General features: G+C 47.9%; 11 protein-coding genes and 1 other annotated feature (1 of these 12 running past the window's edge). Of the genes, 2 read left to right on the top strand and 9 right to left on the bottom strand.

Translation table 11 applies throughout. The features are described 5' to 3' along the window. Positions 1 to 154 (bottom strand) — a binding site (T-box leader) (it extends 49 nt beyond the left edge of the window). A gap of 37 nt (positions 155 to 191) precedes the next feature. The 4 genes from LACSTY_RS06190 to ezrA all read right to left on the bottom strand — a co-directional run bounded on the left by LACSTY_RS06190 (position 192) and on the right by ezrA (position 5,635). After that, positions 192 to 860, bottom strand: coding sequence for a redox-sensing transcriptional repressor Rex (locus tag LACSTY_RS06190; RefSeq protein WP_087912044.1), 669 nt, complete (start codon positions 858 to 860; stop codon positions 192 to 194). Between the two features lie 295 nt (positions 861 to 1,155). Continuing rightward, on the bottom strand, positions 1,156 to 2,373 hold the full coding sequence (thiI, locus tag LACSTY_RS06185; protein WP_087912043.1) for a tRNA uracil 4-sulfurtransferase ThiI: 1,218 nt from the start codon (positions 2,371 to 2,373) through the stop codon (positions 1,156 to 1,158). Positions 2,374 to 2,389: 16 nt separating this feature from the next. After that, the gene (locus LACSTY_RS06180) at positions 2,390 to 3,547 is read right to left on the bottom strand and encodes a cysteine desulfurase family protein (protein WP_047106020.1); all 1,158 of its coding nucleotides are present in this window, start codon (positions 3,545 to 3,547) and stop codon (positions 2,390 to 2,392) included. Positions 3,548 to 3,931: 384 nt separating this feature from the next. Beyond that, entirely contained in the window at positions 3,932 to 5,635 is a 1,704-nt protein-coding gene (ezrA, locus tag LACSTY_RS06175; protein WP_087912042.1) for a septation ring formation regulator EzrA, read from the bottom strand. Positions 5,636 to 5,811: 176 nt separating this feature from the next. Between ezrA and msrC the strand changes: the two genes are divergently transcribed. Together msrC and rpsD are read left to right on the top strand one after the other, a co-directional pair. Next, positions 5,812 to 6,294 (top strand): free L-methionine (R)-S-oxide reductase MsrC, encoded by a 483-nt coding sequence (gene msrC, locus LACSTY_RS06170; RefSeq protein ID WP_025013882.1) that lies wholly within the window; start codon positions 5,812 to 5,814, stop codon positions 6,292 to 6,294. Between the two features lie 175 nt (positions 6,295 to 6,469). Continuing rightward, positions 6,470 to 7,081, top strand: coding sequence for a 30S ribosomal protein S4 (gene rpsD, locus LACSTY_RS06165; protein WP_010488729.1), 612 nt, complete (start codon positions 6,470 to 6,472; stop codon positions 7,079 to 7,081). A 147-nt stretch (positions 7,082 to 7,228) separates the two neighbouring features. On the opposite strand, the gene LACSTY_RS06160 is transcribed toward rpsD, so the two are convergent. The 5 genes from LACSTY_RS06160 to LACSTY_RS06140 form a co-directional block, all read right to left on the bottom strand. After that, positions 7,229 to 8,068: a DUF1129 domain-containing protein gene (locus LACSTY_RS06160; RefSeq protein WP_087912041.1), complete on the bottom strand. Its 840-nt coding sequence runs from the start codon at positions 8,066 to 8,068 to the stop codon at positions 7,229 to 7,231. Beyond that, positions 8,040 to 8,408: a PadR family transcriptional regulator gene (locus LACSTY_RS06155; protein WP_087912040.1), complete on the bottom strand. Its 369-nt coding sequence runs from the start codon at positions 8,406 to 8,408 to the stop codon at positions 8,040 to 8,042. Before LACSTY_RS06155 ends, LACSTY_RS06160 begins: the two co-directional genes overlap by 29 nt. 168 nt (positions 8,409 to 8,576) lie before the next feature. After that, complete coding sequence (locus tag LACSTY_RS06150; protein WP_087912039.1) at positions 8,577 to 9,881, bottom strand: APC family permease; 1,305 nt, start codon at positions 9,879 to 9,881, stop codon at positions 8,577 to 8,579. Next, complete coding sequence (locus tag LACSTY_RS06145; protein ID WP_087912038.1) at positions 9,874 to 10,623, bottom strand: gamma-glutamyl-gamma-aminobutyrate hydrolase family protein; 750 nt, start codon at positions 10,621 to 10,623, stop codon at positions 9,874 to 9,876. Before LACSTY_RS06145 ends, LACSTY_RS06150 begins: the two co-directional genes overlap by 8 nt. 314 nt (positions 10,624 to 10,937) lie before the next feature. Beyond that, entirely contained in the window at positions 10,938 to 13,112 is a 2,175-nt protein-coding gene (locus LACSTY_RS06140) for a Tex family protein (protein ID WP_087912037.1), read from the bottom strand. Positions 13,113 to 13,148 lie beyond the last annotated feature (36 nt).

Raw genomic sequence — 13,148 nt, 5'->3', positions numbered from 1 at the left:
CCACTTAATTCAGGATAACGGCTGTCACCGGCCGTTCCCTACTCACTTCAGGACGGCAGCTCACAAGCTACAATCACGACCCCTTTTCGAGATTCACACCAACCATCTCGTCGCTGGGAAAAAAGATCATGACCCTCTTGATCATTGCATTAGCTGCATTATAACCCGCGGACATGGCAGGGTCAACGCTGTCATGATTGCTTCAAAGGTGCTTTTTGCTCTTGTGTTAACTTATTTTGATGATCAACAAACAGTAACGCTTGTAACTCACTAGTCAGATCAATATAGCGAATTGTTGTTTCGGGTTGGGCGGGAACCGGCTTAGGTGCAAAGGTTAAAATCGCCGTTATGCCGTTAGCTTCAAGTTGGCTAATCACTGCTGCCTGCGCAGAACTCGGCACACAGACAATCGCGGTGTGCATACCTGGACGGATTTTTTCGGATAAGGTCGCCAAGTTATAAATCTGAATGCCCGCAATCGTTGTCCCGATCAAGCTGGGATCCGTGTCAAAGCCCATCACAATCGATAAGTCGGGATTGCGCCGGAAATTGTTGGTCAGCAGCGCGCGCCCCAGATTCCCACAGCCTACCAACAGCATCTGCTCTTCGGAGTGAACCTCTAATAGCTCGCCAAAAACTTCCGCAAGCAAATCAACTGAATAGCCATACCCGCTGCGGCCTAGGTCGCCAAAATTAGAAAAATCGCGGCGAATGGTGGCTGGTGCAATGTGCACCAACTTGCTTAACCGATCCGAGCGCACCCGTTTGACACCCGATTGTTGTAAAGCTTTGACCGTTCGATAGTAAACCGGAATGCGTTTAATCGTTGCTTGCGATAATGCTTGTTTATTGACGACCAAAATGAACACCTCCGTACCTATTTGTTAAATTTTTCACATATTCAGTTTAACAGATGTAAGCGATTTTAGCCACCTTTTTCATGCCAAAAAATTGGCGAATAGCAGATTGTGCTTCATGTTGACTCAGTTGCCAACGATGCAGGAGATCATCATCTATAAGCATCAGAAAGCAGTTTCACGAAGCCGCCGCTAAAATGATGAGATTTTTTGTGAACTTTTTCTTTTAGACAACAAAATAACACCGGGCGGCAGAGGCAACAAAATCGTTACCACCTGCGTCCGGTGCCATTAAGCTTTAAAGCAACTCTGCAATAACGTCCTGATCCTGATTCATAAACTGATCGGAGGACTTGATCTCCTGAATTTTCATCCCGGCTAAGGCACGCGTCATCAGCCCGTCAACATCCAGTTTGCTTTCATAATAGCGCGCGCGATCGGTCTTGGGTTTGGTCTTCGGGGATGGCGGCGCAAAAATCGTGCAACAATCCTCAAACGGCATGATCGACAAGTCATACGTGTCGATTTTTTCCGCTTCGGCAATGATTTCATTCTTGTCCATCGTCGCGACCGGTCGAATAATCGGCATGGTCGTCACATCGTTAATCGCCGCCATGGACTCCAACGTTTGTGACGCTACCTGGCCGACCGATTCACCGTTGAAAATGGCTAGATCGCCACGCTGCTTGGCAATTGCTTCGGTGAGGCGCAACATCATCCGCCGCTGAACCGTCATCAGATAGCCTTCCGGAACTTTCGCCTTGACGTCTTCCTGGATTTCGGTGAACGGTACTTCAATAAAGTAAATCCGCCCAACATACGGGGTCAATTTAGCCGTCAGCTGCTTGGCCTTATTTAACGCCTGTTGGCTGGTATAAGGCGGACTGAAAAAGTGCACCATTTCAATGTCCACACCGCGCTTCAACGCATAATAACCTGCCACCGGCGAATCAATGCCGCCGCTAAGCATCAAGGCAGCTCGGCCTGCTGTCCCGACCGGCAAGCCACCTGCACCCTGAATGGTCTTGGTTGACAGATAAATAGCCTCACGCCGAACTTCTACACGCAAAATCATATCAGGATGATGCATTTTAACCACTAGATCCGGCCGCTTATCCGTCAAAAAGTCACCGAGGTCCAGATTCATCGCATTCGTGTCCAACGCAAAATCATGGTCACTGCGCCGCGTATTCACCTTATAGCTAATGCCTTTAGGGGCCGTTTCGTTCATCAGCTGCAAGGCAACTTCATGCACTTTGGTCATATCTTTTTCAACGGCAATACTCGGGGAAAAATTCTGAATGCCAAAGACCTGTGACAGCCGTGCCATCACCTGATCACTGGGTTCGCCATTCAACTCGATATGCATCCGGTCGCGTTTTGGCCGAATCGTCAGCTTAGGAAACTCATGCAGCGCACGCGTCACGTTCCCATTCAAGCGCCCGATGAAAGCTTGGCGATTCTTGCCTTTGGTCGAAAGTTCGCCGTAACGAACCATTATTTCTGAATATTGCATCTTAAAATCCTTTCAGCTAGACAGTCGCCTTATCGAGCTTGGCAAACTTCGCATAAATCTGGTCAAATGCGTCATTAAACGCATCAGCCTCGGCTAGCGTATTGGCTTCATCAAGGCTAACCCGAATCGCCGACGTCGCAATTTTCGGATCAGTATGCATTGCCGCCAGCGTACTGCTTTCCGTGCCTTTTTTGCTTGAGCAGGCGCTAGTTGTCGAAATATAAATCGCATGATCTTCAAACGCATGGACAATCGTTTCGCCGCGCACACCCGCAATGGCAAAACACAGAACATGCGGGGCAAAATCCGGCGTCAACTGGCTAAACATTGTTACCTTAGGCTTTTGGCTGACATGATCGTAAATACGCTTGCGAACCGCCTGCTGCTGGGCTACATTGTCGTCTTCGTTTGCTAACAACAACCGCAACGACTTTGCCATCGCCGCAATTGCCGGGACATTTTCGGTTCCTGAACGCCAATCACGCTCCTGGCCACCACCGGTCAGCAATGGATCGATCATGCGGCCTTCCTTGGCATAGATAAACCCGGTACCGCGCGGCGCATGGAATTTGTGCCCGGAAAAACTGAGAAAATCAATCCGAGGATCCTGCAATGCGCTATCCAAGCCCTTACCAACCGCCTGAACCGCATCAACGTGGAAATGAATATTGGGATAAGCATCCAAAACCCGTGCGGCCTGAACAATCGGCTGCATACTGCCAATCTCATTGTTCACGGCCATGATTGAAACCAGAATCGTATCCTTCCGAATCGCGGCCTTCAAATCATCGATATGAATAAAACCGCGGTGATCAACCGGCAGGTACGTGACTTCAAAACCCAACTTTTCAAGTTGTTTCATGCTATTCATCACAGCTGGGTGCTCGATACTGGTCGTGATTAAATGCCGGCCAAACTCACGCTTCGCCATGGCCGTTCCCTTAATCACCCAGTTATCGCCTTCCGTGCCGCCGCTGGTAAAATAAATTTCATCCGGCTTAGCCCCAATCAACTTGGCAATCTGCGCCCGCGAACTCTGCAAAACCTCATCAGCCTTCGTCCCCAGCGCATGCAAACTACTCGGATTACCAAAAAAATCCGTGCTGACCTTATTGTAAGTCGCCAACGCATCAGGCGAAATCTTAGTCGTCGCACTATTATCAAAATAAATCATCAGCCGGCCCCTTCCGTTCTTTAGACTGGGTTGAATTATAGACAAAAAGTTAGTAAGTTTCAAGAGAGCGCGAACAGGAGCGATTAGAAATCGGAGCATAAGTGGCCTCAAGCCTAAATGGCTGGGCTTTGGCCATTTAGGCTTGAGGTCCTTATGTAGAGATTTCTGCGACTGTGAGCGCGTTTGTATCGGAGAACTATAGCAGTCCAAGGTCCTTACACGCAGGTTTCTGGGCTGGTGAGGGCGTTTTTGCGCCAGAAAGCTGCAATCTATTTAGGCTTAAAGCCCTTATGTGAAGATTTCTGCGACTGTGAGAGCCAACAGTCCCAACCCCCTCACGCCAAAACAAAAGCCAGCCCAATCAGACTGGCTTCCCAACAATTCCTAATATAATGAAGCTTTCTTCCGCGCAAGATAAGCATCTTCAACCTTCTGATAACTTCCCTGCTCGGTCTGTTCCAGCGCCGTTGCGAGCGTATCCGCAGCCTGCTGGTAATCAAAATGCAGATAAAGTTCCGTGGCATGCTTCACGGCATCGGCCACCGGCTTAACCGTTGTCTTGTAGCGGTTAGCATACTGCATCAATTCTTCAGTCAGACCGGCAGCATCTATCAACGCACTGGTTGCCTTCTTCAAATCCTCAATATCGTTGGCAATTTTAATCAAGAACTTCGCAATCGCATCCATATCGATTTTAACTTGATTCAAATCGTGATTCAGCTGTTCGATTTCCGAGGTGACATGCTTCACCTGATCTACATAATCCTGCGGCAGTCCCGGCAAGTGGTGGCGAACAATTTCATGTTTGATATTGCGCATATCAAGCTCAAAGTTTTCTGCCTGCTTGTTGGCAACAATCTCGCCTTTCTTCAATCCGGCCACATCTTGATTAATTTGAACCTGGTGCTTTTCAATTTCGGTTAATTGTTCTTTAGTCGCATCAAACCGGCCAATCACATCAGAATAAACCGCTTTGCCGGCCTCGATGGCATCAGTGTCTTTCGTATAATTGGCATCAATCGTGTCGAGTTGCATTTTTAGATTTTTAGCCGTTTTGATTTCATGATGATTCAGGGTATAGCTTTGATCCAGATGCTCCAGCTCGGTTTGCAGCTCGCGATTCTGACGCAACGCATGGTCAATGAAACGCCGCAAGTCAGGGGTAGCCGCGTCAACCCGCTTCTTGGCTTGCATTTCCTTTTCCATAATCGCATACATCTTGTCGATCTCAGCTTCGATTTCGGCATTAGCCGCAGCAGTTGCAGCCACGTCAATTGACTTCAATGTGGCGTTCGCGTCTTTCATTTTTGCTTCGACATCCGCCACCATGCCTGGGATATCATCCGTGAAAACATAATGAGCGGTGGTTAATTGCCGATAACCGTGTTGAATTTCGTTAATCTGGCCGGGGAACTCATTGACCTGTTCATTAACCAGCGGTGGCAATTCTTTGACCTGCTTTTTCAACTCGTCCATTTGTTCAGCCAACTGCTTAATCTCTGCCTTGGCTGTTTGGTGATCGCCATCGTTGTTGATCTGGTCGATTTTTTGGAATAATTGGGCGAGTTGTTGCAGCCGTTGTTCCAACGCCGGCTGGGCATCGCCGAAAACAAAGCTTTTGGCAAGGATGGTCTTGCGGGAAACCTGATAATCATCCCGCAGCCGCAACATTTTGCTCCGATTATCGGCCTCATCATGCCGAATATCCTGTAAGGCATCACTAATCAGTTCATATTGGTGGCGGGCCGTTTCGATTTTGGCTTCCAACACTTTTGCAATCTTAGAGGCGTGATCAAACCGGAATCGTCTGACCTGATCTTCCAAATCAAGCAAAATTTTCTGGAGGTCTGCCAAGTCATGATCGTTTAATTGGTCAAAAGCCCGCTCCCATTTGCCAAACGTCGCAAGGCTGTCGCCGGTCAGCTTCAGTTGCTCAATGCTGCGGATTTGACTCGAAAGCGCACCAATATCAATCGCCTCGACCTTTTCGTCTAAGTTCTTGATGCGAGTCTGAAAATAATGCTGCAGCCACCAGACACCGCCAGCGGCCACAATTATAATCACGACGATAATAAAGAACCAGATCATCCCTACACCCTCTGCTTTACCGATTATCTTTTCTGATTGCATTTCGCCCGCTTCACAGCTAAAATGCCGTTAAGTGTCAAAACACGAGAATATCCTAGCTACAAGTATCGCAAAAAAAGCCTTCAGTTAAAAGGCCTATATGCCGCTTTTCATAAATTCCTAAAAGGACTGATCAAATGACGACTCTCGATCCCATCATTATCGACCAACTCGATGGCTTACTCACAGGTGAAACCAACCCTATTACCGCACTCGCTAATGCCAGCGCGTTGCTAAACGATAGTATGACCGACCTCAACTGGGCCGGTTTCTACCTTTTTAATACCAAAACCGGGCAGCTCGACCTCGGGCCATTCCAAGGTAAAGTTGCCTGCATGCACATTCAGCCAGGCAAAGGCGTTGTCGGCACCAGCTTCCAGCAACAATCTGTCATCCGCGTTGCGAACGTTCACGAATTTGCCGGCCACATTGCTTGCGATTCCGCCAGCAATGCCGAAATCGTGGTTCCTATCAACGTTGACGGTAAAACAGTTGCCATCATGGACATCGATTCGCCAAAATTCGATCGGTTTAGCGAAGAAGACGAAAAGATCCTGACGCAATTCGGGCAGACACTGGCCGCACACCTTGACACTGCCGCGTTAAACACGGTATACTAGCTCGCGTGTAAAATAATGCAGCAGCGGCCGGCATGGTCGGCTCCAGTCCTGCCTCGGCGTTAAGCCGGTGACAGTAGTAACCGCGGCTGCAAAGGTGAACCTTTGCAGGACTGCCCGTGTGCTAAAGCCGCAATTCGTTATTTTACTCCAAATAAAAACTTGGAGGAATATCTATATGTCTCGTTATACTGGTCCTCGCTGGAAGCAAAGCCGTCGTCTCGGCTTGTCCCTTTCCGGCACTGGTAAAGAATTAGCTCGTCGTCCTTATGCACCTGGTGATCATGGTGCCAACAACCGTCGGAAGATCTCCGAATACGGTCAGCAATTGCGTGAAAAGCAAAAGCTGCGTTGGATGTACGGCTTAAACGAACGTCAATTCCAGAACCTGTTCCTGCGCGCCGGCAAGATCAAAGAAGGTACCCATGGTGATAACTTCATGATCCTGCTCGAAACCCGCTTGGACAACATGGTTTTCCGCTTAGGTCTGGCTTCCAGCCGTCCGCAAGCACGCCAACTTGTTAACCACGGTCACATCACCGTTGATGGCAAGCGCGTTGATATTCCTTCCTACGAAGTACAGCCTGGTCAAGTGATCGGTCTTCGCGAACGCTCACAAAACCTCGCCATCGTCAATGACGCCATCGAGAACACCGTTTCCCGTCCGGCCTACGTCACCTTTGACGACAACAAGAAGGAAGGCTCCCTCGTTCGCTTACCAGAACGTGGCGAACTCGAACCAGAAGTTGACGAATCACTGGTTGTTGAATACTATAACCAGAAACTTTAATACTTCAAATGGTGCAACCAACTTATTCTGTGAGTTGGTTGTTTTTTTAATCGCATCGAACACTTCAAAAATTAAAAAGACCAAATCAGGAATTCTCAAAATCCTGATTTGGCCTTTTCCGTTTCATGGGCATAACGTTGATCAATTTCAGTCATCAGTCTTTGTTTTACGGGCGGCGAACCAAGTTAATACACCAAAGATGATCAACCCTAGTATCATGAATGCCGCCAACCCGATCCGTCCTGGTGTGCTTTTGAGCAGAAAAGGTTGCCATGCTGGGATGCGCGTGGCTATGCCAATCGCCGCCATGATCGCAATAAATGGCACAAATGGCAGCCACATTGTTTTATCGTCTTGCCGCCAATAAACCAACCCCAGTACAATCACCAAAATGCCAATCAACACCATGCCGCTGATTCCCGACAAATCAAGTTGCCACGGTGTTTTAACGAAAATTGGTAAGATAAAACCTGGCGCAACAAGCACACTACATGCCAGCCAAAGGAAAAAAATCTTCAACTTGCCCCATTGCTGACTATTCTTATAGGTTGTGTGTCCGACATACTTAACAATCGCAATGGCCACAAAAGTGAAATAAACGCCAACTATGAGTTCATCACCAATATCCCAAGGTTGATTTGCAACCATTAAATTGGGAATGGTTGTGATCAAAAAATAGCCAATCAGGACATAAGCGATCATTTTAAACGAATTGAACCAGCCAATCGGAACTTCAGCTAAAATGTCGTCGGCAGTTTCTTGCGGTTGTTTGCCAAAATAATCAACAGCTTCTATGCCATCTTTCTGTGCCGCCAAGATATCTGTCAAAATAGTCAGCAATTCCTGCTCAATGGTCTTGCTGTCTTTTAATACCGATTTTGTACGCATATATAGCAACAAGTCTTCGTAATACTTCTTATTTTTCGGTGTCAGTTGCGACCGTAGCTTATTATTTTCCTCAATGAGCTGGTTTCCCTTGGTCGTCATGGCTCATGCCCTCCTCTGCGGCTAATAATTGGGTAACATGCTGTGATAATTGGTGCCATTGCTGGATAAAATCATGACAGGCAACCATACCGTCCGAAGTAACTTGATAATACTTACGCGGAGGGCCGTCCGGTGATGACCTTAGTTGGCTGGTGATCAGCCCCTTTTTCTCCAAAGCCATGAGCAGCGGGTAAATGGTGCCTTTGGAAATTTCGGCAAAGCCATACTTTTCCAGTTCTTGGCTTAAAGTATAGCCATAGTATTCACCGCGACTAAGTATGATCAAGACGCAACCCTGTAGGATGCCTTTGAGCATTTGTGTGTGCAAATCCTGGGCCATCTTTTTTCCTTTCTCCGCTAGTAGGTAATGCCATTTAGTTCCTGGACATAATATACCCTAGGATGGCCTAACATGCAATACATAATACCTAAAAACACAATGTCCTCAAAAAGCCAGCCCGACTCTTCCAAGTCAAGCTGGCTTTCTTTTCAGAAAATTCTTTTAAACTTACGCCTTACCATGTTCCCGATACGTATACGTCAAGAAATAAAATGGCACCGCAACAACAAGCGCGCCGAGTCCAATGACAAGCTGGCTTACCTGTACCTGAACCAGCAGCCACAAGCTGACCAGAATTGCCACTGCCGGGATAACCGGACCTAAAGGCAAATGGAAGGTGCTGCTCTTGTCTTTGGTTTTGGTGTGGGCAAAGACGATGACGGCCAAACAAGTTGGGATGTATTGAGCAAATCGCGAGACTGCGCTGATTTGCGCCAAGTAGCCAAATGTGCCGGAGTAGGCAATGATCAGAGTGATGGTGGCGGACACAATGATCGCAACGTATGGCGAGTTCACGCGATTACGTTTGGCCAGCAGTTGCGGCATCATGTGGTTTTCCGCAAGTGCCACACCGGACCGTGGGGTGATGAAGGAGCTGGCAACCAACAGCCCGCCAGTTGATAGCAATGTTCCAGCCGCGACTAAGGCGTTGCCGAAGCCGCCTGCCACTTTGGCAAAGGCTGTTTGAATCGGGGTGTCAGTATTCGCCAATGCACTACCTAAAATGCCCGTGCTGACAACCTGAATCAGAATATAAAAGAGTGCCACCACTGTCATGACCGTGGCCACTGCTTTAGGCAGGTTACGCTTGGCATTTTTCATGTCACCTGCCGCAACCACGAGGCCTTCAAAACCGGTGAATGCGTAGAACATAACAACTGCGGCTTGGCCGAAGCTGCCGGATTTGTAACTACCGCCGGGGAATAATGGCGTGAAGTTGCTGCCTTTAATAAAGAAAATGCCAATCGCAACGAATAACACCAGCGGCACCAATTTGGAAACACTAATAATGTTGTTGACGACGGTCGAAACCCGGACGCCAGCGATGTTCATCAGGGCTAACCCGATAACCATGACCGAAATAACCGCGTCTTTGATCACTGGCTGGTTTAGTGACGGGAATGTTCCGACCAAAGCGGTGGTAAAAGCAACTGCCATTGTAGCCTCGGCAATAATGCGAATCGCCCAAGTCACAAAGCCGACTTCAAAGCCGACAAAATCGCCAAACGCATCTTTAGCATATAAGTATGGGCCGCCATCCCGATCAAAATAAGTAGCTGCCTGCGCAAAACAAAGCGCAATCGTAATCACGAGCAATGCATCAAACAACAACACAAAAATGCTGGCAGAACCCATTAATTTGGCTGCCTGATTTGGTAAAAGGAAAATGCCGGAACCAATGATGCCGTTGATGCCAAGTAAAATCATACTCCAGTAGCCCATTTGTTCTTTTTTCACGATGCTATTATTCATGAGCATCACCTCCTGCGCGTTTCACAATGTCGCTAAATAATGGTAATTGGTCGGGAAAACTCGGCCACATGTTCTCCGGATGCCACTGAACCCCGAGAATCAAATCAGAATCTTTGCTTTCCACTGCTTCAACTACGCCATCAGGAGCCTGCGCGGTTACCTTCAAATCCGGCGCGACCTCTTTGACCGCTTGATGGTGACGGGAATTCACATAGCTACTCGTGCCCATCAATGCGGCTAAATGCGAACCGGGCGTAATTGCGACATGATGCGTTGGCCACTGTCCGGGTGCGGCTTGTGAATGGCGAATCGTGGCTTTAGGATTTTGGCTCGGTAAGTCTTGATACAACGTTCCGCCTAATGCCACATTTAAAATTTGAATGCCACGGCAAATGGCAAAAATCGGTTTCTTTGCTTCTAAAGTCGCCTTAATTAAAGCAATTTCAAACCGATCCTTTTGATAAGTCGCACGCCCCATGGCTTGAATGGGTTCTTCATGGTAAAACGTCGGGTCAACATCCGGTCCACCTGGCAAAACCAATCCGTCGAAAACGGCCACATACTGTTGTGCTAATGCTTCGGAAGCAGCATCATCTTCCGGATACGGCAAAATCAAAGGCGCGCCGCCAACTTTTACAATGGCGTTTTTAATCATATTGGGCGCCATGTCTGCGTAATTTAGATTGATGACAGGCGAAGGCGCGACCATTGAATCACCTGTAAGTGCGATAATCGGTCGCATGCTATCAGCTCCTTGTATTTTAGATATTCTTGTATTTTAATCTTTATATAATTATTTTCAACCAAGAATTTAATATAAGGCCGAAAATTCTTTTTGACCTGTACTGTATAAAATAACAGACCTTTTCTGTGCTGGTATCCTTCTAGTTCTACAAAATCGACCAAATGTGCATTCATTTCAAAGTCGGGTTATGTTTAGCCAATTTTTTTGGTTAGCTACGAAAAAACGGATTGTCATCTCCATTCTCAGGGATGACAATCCGTTCATCTAACTTGTCTAATTTACAAATACTAAAAGCTGTCCATCATGATTGATTATTTCTCAGGGCCGACCATTGATAACTGAATGCGTTCCCGAGCCAAGTCCACCGATTCGATCCAAACTTCCACAATATCGCCAATAGCCACAACGGTTTTCGGATCGCGAACGAATCTACGGGCCATTTTGGAGACATGGACCAAGCCGTCGTGTTTCACCCCAATGTCGACAAAGGCGCCAAAATCAACAACATTGCGCACGGTTCCCTCCAGCTTCATCCCCGGTTTCAGATCCGCCATGGTTAAGACATCTTTGCGCAAAATCGGTGCCGCCATGTTGTCTCGCAAATCTCGACCCGGATTCTGTAGGCTGGCGACAATATCTTTAAGTGTTTCGGCACCAACGCCTTCATTAACGAATGGTGCTAAGTCAACGTTGCTGACTTTGGCGACCGCTTGTTGATCGCCAAGGTCTGCTTCAGATAGACCTGCCGCTGCCAAGATCTTTTTGGCGACCGGGTAACTTTCCGGGTGAATGTCAGTGTTGTCCAGTGGCTGCTTACCGCCAATGATCCGCAAAAACCCGACTGACTGTTCGAACGATTTCGGCCCCAAGCGCGGCACTTTCTTTAGCTCAGTACGACTATTATAGCGACCGTTTTCATCCCGGTAGTGCACAATATTGAGCGCGACTGTTTTTGATAAACCGGAAATACGCGTCAACAGCTGGTAACTAGCGGTATTCAGGTTCACACCAACTCGGTTAACTGCACGTTCAACGACTGCATCTACTTCATTAGCCAGCTCTTTACTCGGTAAATCATGTTGATACTGGCCAACACCGATTGACTCGGGATCAATTTTCACCAGTTCGGCAAGCGGATCCTGAAGCCGGCGGGCAATACTGATCGCGCTACGCTGTTCAACCTGCAAATCAGGAAATTCATCACGCGCTTCCTGACTGGCAGAATAAACCGACGCACCGGCTTCATTCACGATCACATAGTAAATATCGCGTTTAATCTGCTTGAGCGTTTCTGAAACAAACTGCTCCGACTCACGGCTTGCCGTTCCGTTGCCAATGGCGATCATGGTTACCTGATACTTTTCGAGTAACGCAATCAGCTCAGGCGCGGCTGCCTCGCGCTTCTTTTCCGGCGCCGGTTTGTGCGGATAGATGACCGCTTTATCGAGAAACTTACCATTCTCATCTACCACTGCCAGCTTACAACCGGTGCGGTAAGCAGGGTCAAAACCGAGAACAACCTTGCCCTTAATCGGTGCCTGCATCAGCAAGTTGTACAGGTTCTGGCCGAATACTTTAATCGACTTTTCTTCAGCGTCAACGGTTAACGTACCGCGCACTTCCCGCTCAATAGCCGGGCCGACAAACCGCTTATAGGCATCCTGATAGGCTTCTTCAATGAACGCCGTTGCTTCGCAGTCAGGACGATTATCGATGATTTTAAAATGAAAATACTGCATGACCGAAGCCGGATCGACCTGCACCTTGACCGACAGAATCTTTTCTTTTTCGCCACGGTTAATGGCCAGGGTTCGGGTCGGGGTCATTTTTTTGATGGTTTCTTCAAAATCATAAAACTGCTGGTAAACGCCTTTTTCGTCTAGTTCCTTGCCTTTGGTTTTAACCGTGGTGCGAATGGTTCCGGTTCGCATCGTAAAATTGCGCACCCAGTTACGAATGGTGGCAATCTCGCTGAACGTTTCTGCCAGAATTTCGTGCGCCCCGTCCAAAACATCCTGCACTGATGCAAGCTCTTTGTCCGCGTCTACGTATTTCTGCGCTTCGTCATTCAAACTGCCAGTGGGAAACGACAGCAGCCAGCGCGCAAACGGTTCAAGCCCCCGCTCTTTGGCAATGGTCGCCTTAGTTTGTCGCTTCTGCTTGTAAGGTAAGTAAATATCCTCGACGTCTTGAAGCTTCGTGCTGGCGTGAATCTGCCGCTCCAGTTCAGGCGTCAGCTTCCCTTGCTCGGCAATGCTTTTGATCACCGCCTCTTTGCGATCCTGCAAGGCCGTCACATGCTTGTACGCTTCCTCGATCGCCTGAATCTGCACTTCATCGAGGCTGCCGGTCATCTCTTTCCGATAACGCGCAATAAACGGAACCGTATTGCCTTCTTGCATCAGATTCAAAACGGCGCTGATCTGATGATGAGTGATGTTAGTTAAATCCTGCTGCATTAACTGGACAGTTTGTTCTTCAATCAATTTAACGTTCCTCACAATTTCTACTTGGCTTCTTGT

Source organism: Lacticaseibacillus styriensis (assembly GCF_030770295.1).
In the GTDB taxonomy this organism is placed as follows: Bacteria; Bacillota; Bacilli; order Lactobacillales; family Lactobacillaceae; genus Lacticaseibacillus; species Lacticaseibacillus casei.
This window is presented reverse-complemented; position numbering and strand designations above follow the sequence as displayed.